20 protein-coding genes are annotated in these 16,652 nt (G+C 60.9%); 16 read left to right on the top strand and 4 right to left on the bottom strand.

The features are described from left to right. The first annotated feature begins 12 nt into the window (after window positions 1–12). A complete protein-coding gene (locus K0B93_RS07575; protein WP_219866630.1) occupies window positions 13–468 on the top strand; it encodes a GatB/YqeY domain-containing protein in 456 nt (151 codons plus the stop codon). 17 nt (window positions 469–485) lie between these two features. Here K0B93_RS07575 and K0B93_RS07570 read toward each other — a convergent pair whose 3' ends face one another. Beyond that, window positions 486–1,448 (bottom strand): DUF6635 family protein, encoded by a 963-nt coding sequence (locus tag K0B93_RS07570; protein WP_219866629.1) that lies wholly within the window; start codon window positions 1,446–1,448, stop codon window positions 486–488. 92 nt (window positions 1,449–1,540) lie between these two features. Between K0B93_RS07570 and K0B93_RS07565 the strand changes: the two genes are divergently transcribed. Beyond that, window positions 1,541–1,900 carry a rhodanese-like domain-containing protein gene (locus K0B93_RS07565; RefSeq protein WP_219866628.1) on the top strand — a complete coding sequence of 120 codons (360 nt, stop codon included), beginning with the start codon at window positions 1,541–1,543 and terminating at the stop codon, window positions 1,898–1,900. 28 nt (window positions 1,901–1,928) lie between these two features. Here the strand turns inward: K0B93_RS07565 and K0B93_RS07560 are convergent, their stop codons facing one another. Both K0B93_RS07560 and K0B93_RS07555 read right to left on the bottom strand, forming a co-directional pair. Beyond that, window positions 1,929–2,822, bottom strand: coding sequence for a patatin-like phospholipase family protein (locus K0B93_RS07560; RefSeq protein ID WP_219866627.1), 894 nt, complete (start codon window positions 2,820–2,822; stop codon window positions 1,929–1,931). Between the two features lie 47 nt (window positions 2,823–2,869). After that, the gene (locus K0B93_RS07555) at window positions 2,870–3,748 is read right to left on the bottom strand and encodes a hypothetical protein (protein WP_219866626.1); all 879 of its coding nucleotides are present in this window, start codon (window positions 3,746–3,748) and stop codon (window positions 2,870–2,872) included. Between the two features lie 110 nt (window positions 3,749–3,858). Between K0B93_RS07555 and K0B93_RS07550 the strand changes: the two genes are divergently transcribed. The 14 genes from K0B93_RS07550 to K0B93_RS07485 all read left to right on the top strand — a co-directional run bounded on the left by K0B93_RS07550 (window position 3,859) and on the right by K0B93_RS07485 (window position 15,943). Next, window positions 3,859–4,995 carry a 4Fe-4S dicluster domain-containing protein gene (locus K0B93_RS07550; protein ID WP_219866625.1) on the top strand — a complete coding sequence of 379 codons (1,137 nt, stop codon included), beginning with the start codon at window positions 3,859–3,861 and terminating at the stop codon, window positions 4,993–4,995. Then, entirely contained in the window at window positions 4,992–5,462 is a 471-nt protein-coding gene (locus K0B93_RS07545; RefSeq protein ID WP_219866624.1) for a cyclic nucleotide-binding domain-containing protein, read from the top strand. The genes K0B93_RS07550 and K0B93_RS07545 overlap by 4 nt, the downstream gene beginning before the upstream one ends. Next, window positions 5,462–6,289, top strand: coding sequence for an FAD/NAD(P)-binding protein (locus K0B93_RS07540; RefSeq protein WP_219866623.1), 828 nt, complete (start codon window positions 5,462–5,464; stop codon window positions 6,287–6,289). Before K0B93_RS07545 ends, K0B93_RS07540 begins: the two co-directional genes overlap by 1 nt. Window position 6,290: 1 nt before the next feature. Beyond that, window positions 6,291–7,073 carry an oxidoreductase gene (locus K0B93_RS07535; RefSeq protein WP_219866622.1) on the top strand — a complete coding sequence of 261 codons (783 nt, stop codon included), beginning with the start codon at window positions 6,291–6,293 and terminating at the stop codon, window positions 7,071–7,073. After that, a complete protein-coding gene (locus tag K0B93_RS07530; RefSeq protein WP_219866621.1) occupies window positions 7,063–8,352 on the top strand; it encodes a Ni/Fe hydrogenase subunit alpha in 1,290 nt (429 codons plus the stop codon). The genes K0B93_RS07535 and K0B93_RS07530 overlap by 11 nt, the downstream gene beginning before the upstream one ends. Next, window positions 8,345–8,824, top strand: coding sequence for a hydrogenase maturation protease (locus K0B93_RS07525; protein WP_219866620.1), 480 nt, complete (start codon window positions 8,345–8,347; stop codon window positions 8,822–8,824). The genes K0B93_RS07530 and K0B93_RS07525 overlap by 8 nt, the downstream gene beginning before the upstream one ends. Next, window positions 8,817–9,098 carry a hydrogenase/urease maturation nickel metallochaperone HypA gene (locus tag K0B93_RS07520; RefSeq protein WP_219866619.1) on the top strand — a complete coding sequence of 94 codons (282 nt, stop codon included), beginning with the start codon at window positions 8,817–8,819 and terminating at the stop codon, window positions 9,096–9,098. The genes K0B93_RS07525 and K0B93_RS07520 overlap by 8 nt, the downstream gene beginning before the upstream one ends. Further along, window positions 9,095–11,434, top strand: coding sequence for a carbamoyltransferase HypF (hypF, locus tag K0B93_RS07515; protein WP_219866618.1), 2,340 nt, complete (start codon window positions 9,095–9,097; stop codon window positions 11,432–11,434). The genes K0B93_RS07520 and hypF overlap by 4 nt, the downstream gene beginning before the upstream one ends. Then, the gene (locus K0B93_RS07510) at window positions 11,407–11,673 is read left to right on the top strand and encodes a HypC/HybG/HupF family hydrogenase formation chaperone (protein WP_219866617.1); all 267 of its coding nucleotides are present in this window, start codon (window positions 11,407–11,409) and stop codon (window positions 11,671–11,673) included. The genes hypF and K0B93_RS07510 overlap by 28 nt, the downstream gene beginning before the upstream one ends. Continuing rightward, window positions 11,670–12,776 (top strand): hydrogenase formation protein HypD, encoded by a 1,107-nt coding sequence (gene hypD, locus K0B93_RS07505; RefSeq protein ID WP_219866616.1) that lies wholly within the window; start codon window positions 11,670–11,672, stop codon window positions 12,774–12,776. Before K0B93_RS07510 ends, hypD begins: the two co-directional genes overlap by 4 nt. Window positions 12,777–12,801: 25 nt before the next feature. Continuing rightward, window positions 12,802–13,815 (top strand): hydrogenase expression/formation protein HypE, encoded by a 1,014-nt coding sequence (hypE, locus tag K0B93_RS07500; protein ID WP_219868058.1) that lies wholly within the window; start codon window positions 12,802–12,804, stop codon window positions 13,813–13,815. Between the two features lie 117 nt (window positions 13,816–13,932). Next, on the top strand, window positions 13,933–14,628 hold the full coding sequence (locus tag K0B93_RS07495) for a VWA domain-containing protein (RefSeq protein WP_219866615.1): 696 nt from the start codon (window positions 13,933–13,935) through the stop codon (window positions 14,626–14,628). 715 nt (window positions 14,629–15,343) lie between these two features. Beyond that, window positions 15,344–15,436 (top strand): hypothetical protein, encoded by a 93-nt coding sequence (locus K0B93_RS19465; protein ID WP_219866614.1) that lies wholly within the window; start codon window positions 15,344–15,346, stop codon window positions 15,434–15,436. 129 nt (window positions 15,437–15,565) lie between these two features. Then, window positions 15,566–15,943, top strand: coding sequence for a DUF1622 domain-containing protein (locus K0B93_RS07485; RefSeq protein WP_219866613.1), 378 nt, complete (start codon window positions 15,566–15,568; stop codon window positions 15,941–15,943). Here the strand turns inward: K0B93_RS07485 and K0B93_RS07480 are convergent, their stop codons facing one another. Beyond that, window positions 15,944–16,567, bottom strand: coding sequence for a TetR/AcrR family transcriptional regulator (locus K0B93_RS07480; protein ID WP_219866612.1), 624 nt, complete (start codon window positions 16,565–16,567; stop codon window positions 15,944–15,946). Between the last annotated feature and the right edge of the window lie 85 nt (window positions 16,568–16,652).

Below are 16,652 nucleotides of genomic sequence, written 5' to 3'. Positions count from 1 at the left end.
AGGAGCTCGGCCATGGCGGAAGCATCACTCAAGGAACAACTGAACGCCGCGGTTAAAGACGCGATGCGGAACAAGGATAAAACCCGGCTTGTCACTCTGCGCATGGCCCAGGCTGCGGTCAAACAGATCGAGATTGATGAACGCCGGGATTTGTCTGACGAGGACGTTCTGAAGGTGCTGGAGAAGATGCTCAAGCAGCGCCGCGATGCCGCCAGTCAGTACGATGATGCCGGCCGTGAAGAACTCGCGGATAAGGAACGGGCGGAGATGGTGATTATCGAGGAATTCATGCCGGCCGCGCTGACCGAGGATGACCTCGACGCCCTGATCCGCATGGCCATTAGCTCAACCGACGCCCAGGGCATGCAGGACATGGGGCGCGTGATGAACGAGCTGCGTCCCCAGGTGACTGGTCGGGTTGATATGGGCCATCTGAGCAAGAAGGTGAAAGCGGCGCTGGCGGGCTAAGTAAGAGCCGGCGCAGGCTAGCTCAAGCCCGATTTGATCATATCGAAGGTGTCCAGAATGCGCGCCACAAACTGGTCTTTCGGGCGGAAGCTGCTTTGGGTGCTGAGGGTGACGTCCCTCTGCAGGTGATCCAGTAGTTTGTTCAGGCGCCGCCGATGCAAACCGACCGCCGCCTGAACGGGATCGAAAATAACCCCGGATAAAGCCGCAAAGGCTGCCAGTGCGGCCATGACCGCGACCATCACGCTGGCCGTGGTGGCCAGCGAAGGCTCGGGTGGAAAGAAACTGTAGTACCACCCGCCAATGGTTTCCCCGAGGATAAAGTCCCGGGCGGCCAGGGTTTTTGCGAGCATGGACGCGAGCACCACCCCGAGCCCGATTCCCCCCGGAGTGAACTTCTGGAACGCAAACGCACCCAACACGGTGCATGAAATGCTGTTGGTGATATCGGCAGACGCCGTCCGGCTCACCCGGTACTGGCCGAGGGCATCCGCGACCAGCGGCTCAATCAGTTTGCTGAACTTCTGGTGGTCGACGGGGCCCAGGGTGTGGCGCGCATAGGCCGCCTCCAGGGCCTCAACCAGGTAGCTCTCCAGCAGCGGGCCTTTCTGGCCATTGTTCAGCAGTTCCACCTGAATCAGGTCCGAGATGTGCTGTTGTACGCGGGTGGTAAAACCGGCAGGTACACGATCTGCCGCATGGTGCAGCCACTTCAGGCCGGTTCGTTTGGGGACCAGAACCCTGACCAGACAGGCCAGGGCGTATATCGGCGCCCAAAGCAGATTGGCGGGTGCCCGCAACATGTCCCATCCCAGAGCCATGCGATTGGTGGCGATGGCGCCCGGGTAGTGGAAATGGCGGTCAATAAATGCCGGGATCCGCGCCCGGCAGTCGTCAAAGTAGCGCTCAATGCCGGAGCGGATTGCCTGCTCGATCTCAACTTCGGAGACGTGTTGCTCGGGCGATGTGACAATGGGCATAGTGACAGGCGCATCTGCAGGCAAGTGAGTGTCTGGCGCATTAAACCGCAATTGAGATCAACGGGCCACCGGTCCAAACGGAGTAAATCATTATGAGTTTGAAAACCCTGCAAGAAATCGTCGCAGAAACCAAGGCCTCTCTGCATTGCCTGACGCCCGAAGCGGCGAAAGCGCTGATGTCCGAGCACAGTGATGCCCTGGTGATCGACGTGCGTGAGCCCGGTGAAGTGGCTGAGAAGCGCCCGGCCGGTACGGTCAATATTCCACGGGGTGTGCTCGAGATGAAAATCACCGATCACACCACGGATCCGGACCGGACCATCCTCTTGCACTGTGCGACCGGTGGTCGTGCCGCGCTGGCAGCGGCGGCCCTGGAGCATATGGGCTACCGGAACGTCAGGGTCATTGACTGCAGCAGCGATGAATTGATCACGCATCTCGGCGCCGGGTGACAGCGCCTCTGAAAACCGGGGTGTCCGGTCAGCTTCGATTACGGACTGCGAAGGCCTGGCGTTTAAGGTCTTTGATAATCTCGGGCACCTTGAGCGGCAGCAGGGCCCCGGCCGTTTTCAGCAGGGAAATAATGAGATTCATCCGTTTGTACCAGAGCAAACTCTGAATCTTTTTCTTCATCGGGTGGTAGCCTTCCAGGTACAGCTCATCCACACACTTGGCGTTGTTGGTGAGGCTGTAGGCGCTTAAATCCAGCGGCACCGCAATGTCCGCCTTCTTCAGCTGCTTACGGGTATTGAAGTCGATGCCAATGTTGATGGCGTTGCTGATCACATCAAAGGTGTCTTCCGGTTTCGGGTACCGGCTGACATGGCTCAGATCAACGGCCACGGTGATACCCGCGCCCATTTTCGCCAACGGCGAGATCGGGACATTCTCCACCAGTCCACCGTCCACCAGAATCCGGCCGTTCACCTCCACCGGCACAAACAGCCCGGGCACGGCCATGGATGCGCAGACGGCGTCTGCCAGATTCCCCTCCCGGAAGACCAGCTGCTCGCCCGTCTCGATATCCGTGGCGCAAATGGCCAGCGGAATCTCGGCATCTTCGATCCGGCAATCCCCAAGGTCCCGGTGGATCATCTCCCGAATGGCGTTGGTGCTGAACAGCCCGCCGCGCTCGAAGGTAAAACTGATGATCTTTGACAGGTTCAGCGTTGAACAGATGGACAGTATGGACTCAGCCGGTCGGCCGAAGGCGTAGTAACTGGCAACCAGCGCCCCGGCACTGGTGCCCGAAATGCAATGAATCCGGATCTGCTCTTCCTCGAAGGCCTTCAACACGCCGATATGCGCTATGCCCTTGGCAGCACCGCCGCCCAACGCCAGACCGATGCGGGTATTAAAGGGATTGAGTTTCATCCATGAGCGCCTGTTAATTTGTCAGAGAGGAATAATCTGGAGCGATTCTACCAGTCGAGCCGGAAACTACCCAGCAGGGCGTCGCCCAAACGCACATCTCGAGTCCCTGCCTGCAGGTCCCGATACCGCACCCGGGTATCGACACTCACGCCGAGTCCCAGAACCACGCCTGGCCATATCGCTCCCCCCGAGCTTATCCGGTAGCTCAGCTCCGCCCGCCACTCACGCAGATAGAGCGCGCCTTCGACCTCACGGGCCGCATCGAGCGTGGCCCAGCGATCTCCGTCCCGTGCCAGGTGAAGTGCCCAGCGGTTCCCGGGGCTCTGCCAGCGCAGGAGGACCGGCAAATCCGCCAACCAGTGGCCGCTCTCGCCGCTGTGTGTCCAGCGCACTCGGGGGAGCCAGCCGAAGGAGCCGAAGCGATGATCGCCACCGACGCCCAGGCTCAGAGGTGAGTCCTTTCTGACTGCCCGGAACAGCGCTACACGCCCATTCACCACGTCGTCGTGGAAGCTCTGGTACTTGAACATGTTGGACGTACCGGCCAGGCCCGCACGGGCTTCCACGCGGTAAAGCCGATGCTGCCACTGGCCGCCGACCATCAGCCGGTGCAAGTGGCCGTTGTGGGCCGGCTCACCGGTGTCGATGCCCAGGATCTGGTAATCGTAATCAAGGCCGATGTCCCCTGCGGTGCCCTCGGGACGCCAGCCAAGCCCGCGCTGGGAACGGCTCACCTCCGTGGCCGCGGGCATCTCGCCCGGCCAGTCGTAAGGCTGCCACTGTCGGTACGCCAGGTAAAAGTCGCTGGAGGCCCGAACAGCAGGCGCCAGGGCGATTAGCAGGAGGACCGCCAGGGGCAACAGCCAGAGGGCGGCGCGGCCGGTGTTTCGATATCGGTGGCCCTTGAACACAATCCTGTATCTCATTGGGATGAGCTTATCCCATCTTTGACAAAATGCCCGGCCTTGCCAAAGCTTCTACTGGGGAGTTAATGGATTTTTTTATTCCCTGGTTTTCAAGCAGGGAAGGTCGGTCTATGGACAACGTTGACGATGCCTCTGTCATCACTCGGGAAGGCTTGCAGTGCTTGCTGGATGCTTTGTCCGGACGGGGGTATATGGTCGTCGGGCCAACTGTTCGCGACCACACCATTGTGTACGAGCAGCTCACCCGAACGGACGAACTTCCCACCGGTTGGACGGACGAGCAGGATGGTGGTCACTACCGGTTGAAACGTCGCCCGGATGACGCACTGTTCGGCTATGCCGTGGGCCCCCATAGCTGGAAACGTTTTCTTCACCCCCCCAGGGTTTCCTTGTGGCAGGCGACTCGCGACGGCGACGAACTGCGCTTCGTACCCGCCCGGGATGATCCGCCCCGTTACGCGTTCTTTGGCGTACGAGCCTGTGAGTTGGCGGCCATCGGCATTCAGGATCGTGTGCTGATGGGCGACGACTATATCGATCCTCACTACCGGTCCCGTCGGGAGCAGGCTTTTCTGGTGGCGCTCAACTGCTCCGTGGCTGGCGGCACCTGCTTCTGTGATTCCATGGGGACCGGGCCGGACGTAAAGCACGGGTACGATCTGGTCCTCACCGAGCTTCTGGACGACAACAGCCACCTTTTCCTCATTCGATCGGGCTCGGCCGAGGGCGCGGAGATTCTCGCCGAATTACCCCGGACACCGGCAACAGCGACCCACCAGGCAGCCGCCACGGCGATTGTCGAGAAAACCCGCAGTCAGATGGGGCGGAGCATGCCACAAACCGCCATCCCTGCCTTACTGATGGATAACCTGGAGCATCCTCGCTGGGCCGACGTGGCCGACCGGTGTTTGAGCTGTGCCAACTGCACCATGGTGTGCCCCACGTGCTTTTGCTCAACGGTAGAAGACACCTCGGACCTGGAGGGCCATACTGCGGAGCGCAGCCGGCGCTGGGATTCCTGTTTTACATCGGATTTTTCCTATATTCACGGCGGCAGCGTGCGCAACTCGACTCAGTCCCGCTACCGCCAGTGGATGACCCACAAACTCGCTACCTGGGTCGATCAGTTCGGAACCTCAGGCTGTGTGGGGTGCGGCCGTTGCATTACCTGGTGCCCGGTGGGCATTGATATCACGGAGGAAGTGCGCGCCATCCACGATGATGTTTCATCGGGAGCAAAGGAATGAAAGACATTGCCCAGATCGTGGGTGAGCATCCGTTCTTTCAGGGGCTGGAGAGCGATTTCTGCAATCTGGTGTGCGGCTGCGCCCGCAATGTCAGGTTCAATCCCGGGGAATACCTTTTCCACGAAGGCGGGGACGCCAATCACATGTTCCTTATCCGCTATGGTCAGGTAGCTCTGGAAGTTGCTGTGCCGGGGAAACCGGCGGTCAGTTTCCAGACGCTTCATGACGGCGACCTGGTGGGGGTTTCCTGGATTCTGCCCCCCTATCATTGGGCCTACGACGCACGCGCGATCACGCTCACCCGAGCCATCGCGATGGACGCCCACTGCCTGAGGAAGAAGTGTGATGATGACCCGGTTCTGGGTTACGAAGTCCTGAAACGATTGCTGCCCATTCTGACCAGTCGACTTCATGCCACACAAATGCAGATTCTGGATGTTTATGGGGCTCCGGAGCCGCCCGAGTGATGTCAGACGATCTGATGGTACCTGAACCGGTGCGGGTTCTTAGCCGACAACAGGAGTTGGAAACGACCTGGACACTTGAACTGGAGGCGGGCCAGGCGAGTCGCGGGCCCTGTTTGCCGGGCCAGTTCAATATGCTCTATGTGTTCGGCGTGGGAGAGGTTCCCATCAGCGTGAGTGGCGATACCGTTCAGTCAGAGACCCTGGTTCATACGGTGCGGGCCGTGGGGCCGGTGTCCAGGAAGCTGGCGGCTCTGAAGCCGATGGAGATCGTTGGCCTGCGTGGCCCCTTTGGTGTCGGATGGCCGATGACGCAAAGCGAGGGCTCGGATTTGCTGATCGTGGCCGGTGGGTTGGGTTTGGCACCCCTGCGCTCGGCTGTTTACCACGTATTGCGTAATCGGGAGAAGTACGGGCGGATTATCCTGCTCTACGGAACACGTAGTCCCAACGATATTCTCTATTCCCCACAACTGGAGGAATGGAACCAACGTCCGGATTTTGAGGTCCACATTACCGTGGATCACGCCGATAGTGACTGGCAGGGCATGATTGGTGTGGTTCCTGCCCTGGTGCCGACGCTGGGTTTCGACCCTGAAGACACCGTGGCGATGGTGTGTGGCCCGGAAATTATGATGCGTTTCACGGTCAACGCGCTGCGGGATGCCGGTGTTGAGGACGAGGCGATTTTTCTGTCCATGGAGCGAAACATGAAATGCGCGCTCGGACACTGCGGCCATTGCCAGTTTGGAGCGACGTTTGTGTGCAAGGATGGCCCGGTGCTGCCCTTTGACCGGGTCCGCGGATTACTGAGCCTCAAGGAGTTCTGACATGGCGCGCCCGGATCACAAACCGCGCCTCGGCGTCTGGAAGTTCGCGTCCTGCGATGGCTGCCAGCTGAGTTTGCTCGATTGTGAGGATGAATTGTTGCAGGTCGCCGGTGCCGTCGATATCGCCTATTTCCCGGAGGCAACCCGCGGCGGTATCCGCGGTATTTACGATCTGTCCCTGGTGGAGGGCTCCATCACGACGGCTCACGATGCCGAGCGTATCCAGGACGTGCGCCGGCGCTCTCGAACGCTGGTAACCATCGGTGCCTGTGCTACGGCCGGCGGCATCCAGGCGTTGCGTAACTTCGCCGATATTGATGACTTCATGGCAGCGGTCTACGCCCGTCCCGAATATATTGAAACCCTGTCGACGTCTACGCCGATCTCCGACCACGTGGCTGTGGATTTTGAACTGCGTGGCTGTCCCATCAGCAAGCACCAGTTACTGGAGGTGGTGTCGGCGTTTCTGTGCGGTCGGCGACCGGTCACGCCGGCCCATAGCGTGTGTCTCGATTGCAAGCTCAGGGGCAATGTCTGTGTGATGGTGGCTCATGGAACCCCCTGTCTGGGGCCGTTGACCCATAGCGGCTGCAATGCCTTGTGTCCGTCCTATAACCGGGGTTGTTACGGCTGTTATGGGCCGAAGGAAAACCCTAACGCGCCAGCGCTGAGTGAGCGACTGGAGCAGCTGGGTATGGGGCAGGCCGAGCGGTTGCGCTTTTACCGGAATTTCAACGCCTGGGCCGCCCCGTTCCGTGACGAGAGCGAACGCCATGAGCCGTAAGACCATCAAGGTGGACTATCTTGCGCGGGTCGAGGGTGAGGGTGCCCTGAATGTGACGATCCGAGACGGCCAGGTGAGCAAGGCGGAGCTGCGCATCTTTGAGCCCCCACGGTTTTTCGAGGCTTTCCTGCGTGGGCGCAATTTTGCCGAGGCACCGGATGTGACCGCCCGCATCTGCGGAATCTGCCCTGTGGCTTATCAGATGAGCGCGGTGAGTGCGATGGAGAACGCGCTGGGTATCGAGGTCGAAGGGCCGCTGAGAGCCTTGCGTCGACTGTTGTACTGCGGGGAGTGGATCGAAAGTCACGCCTTGCACATCTACATGCTCCACGCCCCGGACTTTCTGGGCTACGCCGGGGCAGTGGACATGGCCAGGGATTATCCCGACATCGTCAAACGGGGGCTGTCCCTGAAGAAAGCGGGCAATGCCATCATGACCCTGCTGGGAGGGCGGGAGATTCACCCCATCAATGTGCGCGTGGGGGGATTCTATCGAGCTCCGACCCGCAAGGAGCTGCAACCGCTGGCCGAAACCCTGAAGCAGGCCCGCGAGGATGCCCTGGCGACTGTGCGCTGGACAGCTGGTCTGAACATGCCGGAGGCCGAGCGGGACTATCATCTGGTCGCGCTGCACCACCCGGATGAGTACGCCATGAACGGCGGACGCATCCTGTCGAACCGTGGGCTGGATATTGCTGTCGAGGACTACAACCGTCACTTTGTGGAGTCCCACGTTCAGCGCTCGACGGCGCTGCACTCGCACTTGCGCGAGCATGACTGTTATCTGGTCGGGCCGCTGGCACGCTACAGCCTCAATTTTGCCCAACTCTCTCCACTGGCCCGGGAGGCGGCGAAAGAAGCGGGTTTGGGGATCACCTGCAACAACCCGTTCCAGAGTATTGCGGTGCGCAGCGTCGAGGTTGTGTACGCCTGCGATGAAGCGCTGCGGATAATCGACGAATACCGCGAACCTGAGCGACCGTTCGAACCCGCCGAGCCGAAGGCGTCGGAAGGCTTTGGTTGTACCGAGGCGCCGCGGGGTCTGCTGTTTCACCGTTACCGACTTGATGACAACGGCGACATCCTCGAGGCGCAGATCGTGCCGCCTACAGCACAGAATCAGCCCAGCATTGAAGCCGACCTGAAAGAACTGGTGGGCGGCTGGCTTGATTTGCCGGCCGATGCCCTCCGCGAACGCTGTGAGCAGACCATTCGCAACTACGATCCCTGTATCTCCTGCGCCACGCATTTTCTCAAACTGGATGTCCGCCATGAGTGATGCTTCCCGGCCGATCAGGGTCATTGGTATTGGCAACCGGGACCGGGGAGATGATGCTCTCGGACCGCTGGTGGCGGACGCCCTTGTTGAACGCCTGCCGGAAACCGTCGACGTGGTCGAGCACAGCGGGGAAGTAGCTGGTCTCGTGGACCTGATGACCGGTGCCCGGGCGGTGTACCTGGTCGATGCAGCCGTCATGGGTCTGGAGCCGGGGAACCTCCGCGTGTTCGATGCCAGCGCCGTGCCACTGCCAGCTCTGGGCGGCGCGTTTTCGTCCCATGCGCTGGGGTTGTCTGAAGCGATCGAACTGGCCCGCGCGCTCGATTCACTGCCGCCGGTATGCCAGGTGTTTGCGGTGGAGGCAGCCAGTTTCGGGGCGGGCGAGGGGTTGTCCCCGCCCTTGGAGGACACACTTCCCCGGGTGACTCAGGCCGTGATGGATAGAATCCGGCAGGAGAATGAAGATGCATGAAACGGCGCTGGTCAGGAATCTGGTTCACAGGGTCGAGAAGCTGTGCGCGGAGGAACAGGCCCAGCGTGTAGTGGAGGTGGCGGTATGGCTGGGCGCGCTGTGCCATATGTCGCCGGAACATTTCACCGATCACTTCCGTCAGGAGGCAGCTGGCACCTGTGCCGACCAGGCTCAGCTCCGGATCGAAACGTCTGGCGATATCAATCACCCCAACGCCCAGGATGTATTGTTACGGAGTCTGGACGTGGAGACGGAGGATGAAGCCAGCCCATGAAGGACGAATGCCGGGTAGAAGCTCTGCCAGTGCGTTGGCAGGTTCGTGTCCAGGGCCTGGTTCAGGGTGTGGGTTATCGGCCGTTTGTCTATCGTTTGGCGACCGGTTTGGGCCTGACGGGCTGGGTTGGCAATACCCCGGATGGCGTGACTATTGAGGCCGAGGGGCAGCCGGAGGTGTTGCAGAGCCTGGTCGAATCGCTGAGGGTGCAGGCTCCGGCGAACGCCCGCGTCGAAGAGGTTCATGCGGAGGTGGTTGCCCGGTCTCCGGTGTTTCAGGCATTCCAGATTCGCCAGAGTCAGGAGGAGGGCACTGCCTCCACCCGGCTGCCTGCGGATCTGGCGCCCTGCCGGCAATGCTCCGAGGAACTGCACGATCCCATCAACCGGCGTTACCGGTACCCGTTTATCAATTGCACGGACTGCGGCCCGAGATACAGCTTGATCGAGGGGTTACCGTACGACCGCGCCCGCACCGCGATGAGACACTTTCAGATGTGTCCCCGTTGCCTGGCGGAGTACCACGATCCGGCCAGCCGGCGCTTTCATGCCGAACCCAACGCCTGCCCGGACTGCGGTCCGCGCACGGTGTTGTGCCGCGCCGATGGCACGGTGCTGGCAAAAGATGAGGCCGCCCTGTCTGAGGCGATCAGTCGTCTGGCGGCCGGAGACATCATTGCGCTGAAGGGCCAGGGCGGGTTTCAGTTGCTGGTCGACGCCCGCAATACCCGGGCCGTTCACACTCTGCGCGAACGCAAGCAACGGCCACGAAAGCCCCTGGCGGTGATGTTCGATTCGCTGGCCTCTGTGCGGCAGAGGTGTGCGGTGTCGATGCCGGAAAGCCAACTGCTCACCGGTCCGGAGCGTCCCATCGTCCTGCTTCAAGCGCTTCACCATGGTCTGGCCGCCAACCTGGCGCCCGGCCGGGCAGAGCTCGGTGTGATGTTGCCCTGCACACCGTTGCACGAACTCCTGCTCGATGATCTGGGGTTTCCCGTGGTTGCCACCAGCGGCAACCTCAGCGGCGAGCCGATTGCTGTCGATAATCAGGAAGCGTTGGCGCGCCTGGGCGGGATTGCCGACGGGTTTCTGATGCACGATCGGCCCATTGTGCGCCCTCTGGACGATTCCGTGGCTCGGGTGGTGGCAGGGCGGGCACAACTGCTCCGGCGCGCCCGTGGCTTCTCGCCGAATCTGTCTCTGCCCCTTACGTTGCCCCCCGGCTGGGGGGCGACCGGGGGCCATCTGAAAACCACCGTGGCCCTGAGCACGGGCCACGGGGCGGCGGTGCTCAGCCAGCACCTGGGTGATATGGACAATGCCCTGGGGCGGGAAGGCTTCGCTCGCACGGTCGATGATCTGCAGAGGTTGTTTGCGAGTGTGCCCTGGCGTTGGGCACACGATGGCCATCCAGACTATTACACAACGCACTTCGCCCGGGCCCGTTGTGATGCTCCGTGTGCGGTTCAGCACCACGTGGCACACATTGCGGCGGTGATGGCTGAGTATGGAATCACTGAGCCCGTGCTTGGGGTGGCCTGGGACGGCAGTGGGCTTGGCAATGATCATACGTTGTGGGGCGGAGAATTCCTGCGTCTGGATTCGCAAGGGTACGAGCGGGTGGCGCATCTGCGGCCGTTCCGACTCCCGGGTGGCGAAGCGGCCATGAAAGAGCCCCGTCGCTCAGCCCTCGGGCTGCTGCATGCGTTGATGGCTGAACAGGCTGACGAGTGGGAAACCCTCGCCCCGGTGAACAGCTTTACCAAAGCCGAAAAAAAGCTGTTGATGCAGGCCCTCAAGGCCGGCCTGAACGCGCCGGAAACGTCGAGTGTGGGGCGACTGTTTGATGCCGTGGCCGCACTATCCGGCGTCTGCTTGCGGGCCAGTTATGAGGGGCAGGCCGCGGCCGAGCTGGAGGCAGTCCTGGGACGCACCGACACCACATCCCCCTACCGCTTCGAGCTGCCGGAGCCGGAGGCTGCTCGACCCTGGCAGGTTGATTGGGCGCCGGCGGTTTTCGCATTGCTGGACGACATGGAGAGGGGGGAGCCGGTGTCCGGGATTTCGGCAGCTTTCCACCAGGGGCTGGTCAACGCCATTGTGGCGGTGGCGAAACAGACTAAGCTGTCGAGAGTGGTGTTGGCTGGCGGATGTTTCCAGAACGCCTGCTTGCTGGAATCGACCATAACAGCACTTGAGGGTGCCGGATTTCAGGTGTTCTGGCCGTGCCGGCTGCCGCCCAATGACGGCGGCCTGGCGGTGGGTCAGCTGGCCTGGGCAACCGGTGCTCTGCAGGGCAGGGAGGGGCCATGTGTCTGGCCGTACCGGGACGCGTGATAAGCATTGAGGGCGACGATCCACTCACCCGTCAGGGGCGCGTCGATTTTGGCGGTATCGTCAAGTCGGTCAATCTGGCCTATGTGCCGGATGTGCGAGAGCAGGAATACGTGCTGGTGCATGTGGGGTTTGCCATTACCGTTGTAGACCCGCGGGAGGCAAAGCGTGTTTTCGAGTATCTCGACACCCTTGAACAGGAGGCGGGCGAGTCGGAATCAGGGGGGCCGATGCCGCGATGAAGTATCGTGACGAATATCGCACGCCTGATGCTGCCCGCGAGTACGCCGATGCCATTGCCCGCATTGTTACCCGCCCCTGGACGCTCATGGAGGTATGCGGGGGGCAGACCCACGCCATTGTGCGCTTCGGGGTCGATCAACTGCTGCCGGACGCCATCTCCCTGATTCACGGGCCGGGGTGCCCGGTGTGCGTGACGCCCATCGCCTACATCGACAAGGCCCTGGAAATGACTGCGCTGCCGGGCGTCATCCTCTGCACCTTTGGCGATATGCTGCGAGTGCCCGGAACGCAATCGGACCTGTCCGTTGCAAGGGCTCAGGGAGGGCAAGTCCAGGTGGTGTATTCGCCGCTCGAAGCGCTGACGGTGGCCCGACAGAACCCGGAGCATGAGGTGGTGTTCTTTGCCGTCGGATTTGAGACCACAGCCCCGGCCAATGCCATGGCGGTCTACCAGGCTCATCGCGAGGGGCTTGGGAATTTCTCGGTGCTGGTCTCGCAAGTGCTGGTGCCACCGGCCATCCGGGCCTTGCTGGAGCGCCCGGGCAATCGAATTCAGGGTTTCCTGGCGGCTGGTCATGTCTGCACGATTACCGGATATGAGGAGTACGAACCCATTGCCCGTGAGCACGGTGTTCCGATTGTCGTGACCGGCTTTGAACCCCTGGACATCCTCGAGGGAGTCTACCGCTGTGTCCGTCAACTGGAGCGGGGCGAGAGCCGTGTTGAAAACCAGTACAGCCGGGCCGTCCGCCGCCCGGGTAACGCCATGGCCCAGCAGGTGATGCAGACGGTCTTCCAGGTGGTGCCCCGGCAATGGCGGGGCATGGGAGGCATTCCTCGCAGTGGTCTGGGGTTGTCACCCGCCTACCAATCCTACGACGCCGAAACCCGTTTTGGTGCAGTAAGCGGCGGGGCCGAGAGGCAGGGAGAATGCCTCAGTGGAGCGGTGTTGCGGGGCGACATTCGCCCGAACCAATGCCCCGCCTTCGGCACCCGCTGCACTCCGGAACGCCCGATGGGAGTAACGATGGTCTCTGAGGAGGGCGCGTGCGCCGCCTATTACCGGTACCGACGACCGGCGGGAGGTTCAGCCCGTGAGTGACCGTTGCGACAATCATTGCCCGCCGATGAACGATGACCATGACGTGGTAAAAATGGCCCACGGCGGCGGTGGCCGGGCGATGGCGGAGTTGCTTGATGGTATTTTCCGTCCGGCGTTTGAAAATCCCTGGCTGGCAAAGCAGCACGACGGCGCTGTGGTGGACATGCCCGGTGCCATGGCGTTCACAACGGACTCCTACGTGGTGCGGCCGCTGTTCTTTCCGGGCTCGGATATCGGGATCATGGCGGTGCATGGCACGGTCAACGACCTCGCCATGTGCGGGGCGAGGCCGCAATACCTGAGTGCCGGTTTTATTCTCGAAGAAGGTTTGCCGCTGGCCACGTTGCGCCGGGTTGTCGATTCCATGGCCGGTGCGGCAGCGGATGCGGGTGTGCGGATCGTAACCGGCGACCTCAAGGTGGTGGAGCGCGGCAAGGCGGATGGTGTCTACATCAATACCGCCGGAGTCGGACAGGTTGTGGCACCCCAGCCGGTAGAGCCTTGCCGGATTCAGGCCGGCGACCGCATTGTGCTTAGTGGCGATATTGGACGCCACGGCGTCGCAGTGATGACGGCGCGGGAGAAGCTGGACCTGGAATCGGCGATCGAGAGCGACTGTGCTTCCGTTGCGCCGGCTGTTCTGGGGTTGTTGGCAGAGGGCATAGATGTCCACTGTCTCCGCGATCTTACCCGCGGGGGCCTGGCCAGTGCCCTGGTGGAAGTCTCGGAAAGCGCTGGCCTGGCAGCGGAGATCCGTGAGGCTGATATCCCGGTCCGGGAAGACGTCTCCGCGTTTTGCGAGCTTCTGGGGCTGGACCCATTGCATGTCGCCAACGAGGGCCGCTTTATCGCTATTGTGGCCGAAGACGATGCGGCCCATGCCATGGAGGTGCTCGGACAGTATCCGGTCACCGAAGCGGCTGTTGAGATCGGCCGTTTCGTGCAGGGGGCCGCCGGCGTGGTTACAGCCTCCAGCATAATTGGTGCGACTCGGGTCATCGACAGGCTCTCTGGAGAGCAGTTACCCCGCATTTGCTAAGGTAAAAGGCCGGGAAGCAGCTCAAAATTCCGGCATTGGCGGTGGCCTGTGAATCGGGTTGCCTTTGCCCTAGGATTCCAGAGAGGGTCAAATTAATCGAGACGGTTTAAGACATTTATGTCCGACAAAGAGCTACGCCCCAAATCCGATAAACAGGCCATTGACCAGTTTATCCACCAGGTTCAGAAACTGCCCAGTCAGGGTGGTGGTCAGGGGCGGCTGATCTTCGCCCTGGACGCCACAGCGAGCCGGGAGGCAACCTGGGATCAGGCCTGCCACCTGCAGAGTGAGCTGTTCATGGCAGCCAGGGACCTGGGCGGCCTGGCCATCCAGCTGTGCTACTACCGGGGCTTCGGTGAATTCAAGGCCACGAAGTTTGTCACCGAGACCGGTCAGCTCCTGAACCTGATGAACGGCGTGTCCTGCCTGGGTGGCCACACCCAGATCAAGAAGGTGCTGGCGCACGCCGTCAAGGAGACCCGCAAAGAGTCTGTGAAGGCCGTAGTATTCATTGGGGACTGCTGCGAGGAGCCGGTGGACGAGCTCTGCCACAGTGCCGGCGAGTTGGGCATGCTGCGCACGCCGGTGTTCATGTTCCATGAAGGCACCGATGCCCACGCCCGGGCGGTGTTCCAGCAGGTGAGCAAGCTGTCCGGAGGTGCCTATGCTCCCTTCGATCGCAACAGCCCGCAAATTCTGAAGGATCTTATGGCGGCGGTCGCTGTCTATGCGTCCGGAGGCGCCAAGGCCCTGGAGGATTTTTCCAGCCGGAGTTCGGCGGAAGTGAAGCGCCTGACCAAGCAGATCCGATAAGATAACTGCCAACACAACAGTGGGCCGACTAGCCCGGAGTTCTGAGTGCACATAACACTCCTATTTCTCGTGGTGTCACTATTTGCGGCTTTATGGCTGCGCAGTTTGCCGCGTCGCCAGCGCGGGCCGGCTGCGATCAGGTTGGCGCTGTTCGTCGGGATCGGGATTGTGGTGGTGCTGGCCGTTACCGGCCGATTGCACTTTGTCTTTGCCTTGTTGGCGTTTCTTTACCCCCTGCTGCGCCGTGTACTGCCGCCTCTATTGATGGGGCGCATGGCGGGTGCGGGCGGAAGGAACGCAAAGGCCAAACCGGGCAATCAATCCCATGTGACCAGCGACATTCTCGAAATGACTCTGGACCACGACTCCGGCGCCATGACCGGCAAAATACTTAAGGGCCCCATGGCCGGCCGGGAACTCGCGGATCTGGGCGAGGGCGAATTTCTGGAATTGTTACGCTACTGTCGGGCCCATGACGAGGACTCGGCCCGGCTGCTGGAAACCTACCTCGACCACCGGTTCGGAGACTCGTGGCGCACGGACGACGAGGCCAATGCCGAAGGCGAGGAGTCCGGCGAGCGCAGCAGTACCGGCAGCGCCGGCGGTCCTCTGACCGAAAGTGAGGCCCTGGACATCCTCGGGCTTCAGCCTGGTGCCAGCCGAAAAGAGATCATCCAGGCGCACCGCCGGATGATGCAGAAACTGCACCCGGACCATGGCGGAAGTAACTACCTGGCGTCGCGTATCAATGAAGCCAAGGAACGCCTTCTGGGCTGACGTTTCCTTGTTTCGCTCTGGAACCTGTTGATTTATCTTTCGCGTGGTAAAGAACTTGGAAGAACCGCGCCGGCGTCGACTATGATTTGAGAACCGGTGGCGTGGAGAGATCCATGCGGATCGAAAACAACGGACACTCGGTTCACGCAGGCGGTCGCAGTTGGATACCTTCCGGGATGATGAGATGCAAACCAGTTTCCTTGAAGTAATAACCGTGGTGGGCTTTGGGATTGAGGCCTTCGGAATCCTGGTGATAATAATCGGGTCCGGCATCTCAACCACGACATTCGTTCGCACCTATCGCAGCGTTGAAGAGGGCGTGGCCTACAAAAAATACCGGAAGGGTTTGGGGCGCTCCATCATCCTTGGCCTGGAGTTTTTGATTGCTGGGGACATCATACGGACGGTGGTCGTGGCCGATTCCCTGGAAAACGTCGGTATCCTTGCGCTCATCATTTTAATCAGAAGTTTCTTGAGCTTGACGTTGCATCTGGAAGCTGAGGGGCGTTGGCCTTGGCAAAAGGACAGTGCGCCGTAGTTAACGACTGGGATCCGGGCTGAATATCATCCGCAAAAAGTTCCGGTAGAGCAGAACCTGTCTTCCCAGGTGTTTGTTGTGATCGAAAACCCGGGTCAACAGGATTCCACCCTCGACGACGGTGGTAAACATGTCTGCCAGTTCCTCCAGATCAACTTCCAGGCGCGGGGGATAGATTTCGGCAATCGTTGCCAACCGCTGTGCGATCAATTGCCGCCAGGTCAGGACGCCCTGACGCACCATGTCCGCAACCTGTTCATCAGCCTGGTAGCGTTCATAGGTAAAGGTGACAACCAGGCAGCCCGGGTGCGTCATCTCCATCCTGGTCATGGTTTCGGCAAACAAATGCAGGAATATCAGCAGTTGTTGGAGGGGATCTTCCGAGAGGGAATCGGCGCGGGCGAACAGATCGGTGAAGACCTGGTTGTCTTTTTCCAGGTATCGCTTGACCAGCGCCCTGGCCATCTCGTTTTTATCAGCGTAGTGGTAGAAGAAGCCGCTTTTGGTGATGGCGGCGGCATCCACGATTTCGTCGATGCCTGTGCTCGAAAAACCCCGCCCCAGAATCAGGGTTTCCGCGGCAGCCAGGATTCGTTCCTGCGTAGCATGGGACCGGTTTGACATGGTGGCCTCGCTCTCATCGATGAAACTGCACCCGGGGTACAGTTTTCCGCTCAATGATCAGATGAAATGCCCCAAGAAACTGCTT

Source organism: Marinobacter sp. F4218 (genome assembly GCF_019443085.1).
Lineage (GTDB): Bacteria > Pseudomonadota > Gammaproteobacteria > Pseudomonadales > Oleiphilaceae > Marinobacter > Marinobacter albus.
This window is presented reverse-complemented; position numbering and strand designations above follow the sequence as displayed.

Bases quoted from the DNA above. Each gene is read 5' to 3' on its own strand.
- K0B93_RS07540 (WP_219866623.1), top strand. From the start codon at position 5,462: ATGTCAGACGATCTGATGGTACCTGAACCGGTGCGGGTTCTTAGCCGA.
- hypD (WP_219866616.1), top strand. From the start codon at position 11,670: ATGAAGTATCGTGACGAATATCGCACGCCTGATGCTGCCCGCGAGTAC.
- K0B93_RS07560 (WP_219866627.1), bottom strand. From the start codon at position 2,822: ATGAAACTCAATCCCTTTAATACCCGCATCGGTCTGGCGTTGGGCGGC.
- K0B93_RS07555 (WP_219866626.1), bottom strand. From the start codon at position 3,748: ATGAGATACAGGATTGTGTTCAAGGGCCACCGATATCGAAACACCGGC.
- K0B93_RS07525 (WP_219866620.1), top strand. From the start codon at position 8,345: ATGAGTGATGCTTCCCGGCCGATCAGGGTCATTGGTATTGGCAACCGG.
- K0B93_RS07570 (WP_219866629.1), bottom strand. From the start codon at position 1,448: ATGCCCATTGTCACATCGCCCGAGCAACACGTCTCCGAAGTTGAGATC.
- K0B93_RS07480 (WP_219866612.1), bottom strand. From the start codon at position 16,567: ATGTCAAACCGGTCCCATGCTACGCAGGAACGAATCCTGGCTGCCGCG.
- K0B93_RS07510 (WP_219866617.1), top strand. From the start codon at position 11,407: ATGTGTCTGGCCGTACCGGGACGCGTGATAAGCATTGAGGGCGACGAT.
- K0B93_RS07565 (WP_219866628.1), top strand. From the start codon at position 1,541: ATGAGTTTGAAAACCCTGCAAGAAATCGTCGCAGAAACCAAGGCCTCT.
- hypE (WP_219868058.1), top strand. From the start codon at position 12,802: ATGAACGATGACCATGACGTGGTAAAAATGGCCCACGGCGGCGGTGGC.
- K0B93_RS07495 (WP_219866615.1), top strand. From the start codon at position 13,933: ATGTCCGACAAAGAGCTACGCCCCAAATCCGATAAACAGGCCATTGAC.
- K0B93_RS07530 (WP_219866621.1), top strand. From the start codon at position 7,063: ATGAGCCGTAAGACCATCAAGGTGGACTATCTTGCGCGGGTCGAGGGT.
- K0B93_RS19465 (WP_219866614.1), top strand. From the start codon at position 15,344: ATGGCGGAAGTAACTACCTGGCGTCGCGTATCAATGAAGCCAAGGAAC.
- K0B93_RS07550 (WP_219866625.1), top strand. From the start codon at position 3,859: ATGGACAACGTTGACGATGCCTCTGTCATCACTCGGGAAGGCTTGCAG.
- K0B93_RS07535 (WP_219866622.1), top strand. From the start codon at position 6,291: ATGGCGCGCCCGGATCACAAACCGCGCCTCGGCGTCTGGAAGTTCGCG.
- K0B93_RS07545 (WP_219866624.1), top strand. From the start codon at position 4,992: ATGAAAGACATTGCCCAGATCGTGGGTGAGCATCCGTTCTTTCAGGGG.
- hypF (WP_219866618.1), top strand. From the start codon at position 9,095: ATGAAGGACGAATGCCGGGTAGAAGCTCTGCCAGTGCGTTGGCAGGTT.
- K0B93_RS07575 (WP_219866630.1), top strand. From the start codon at position 13: ATGGCGGAAGCATCACTCAAGGAACAACTGAACGCCGCGGTTAAAGAC.
- K0B93_RS07520 (WP_219866619.1), top strand. From the start codon at position 8,817: ATGCATGAAACGGCGCTGGTCAGGAATCTGGTTCACAGGGTCGAGAAG.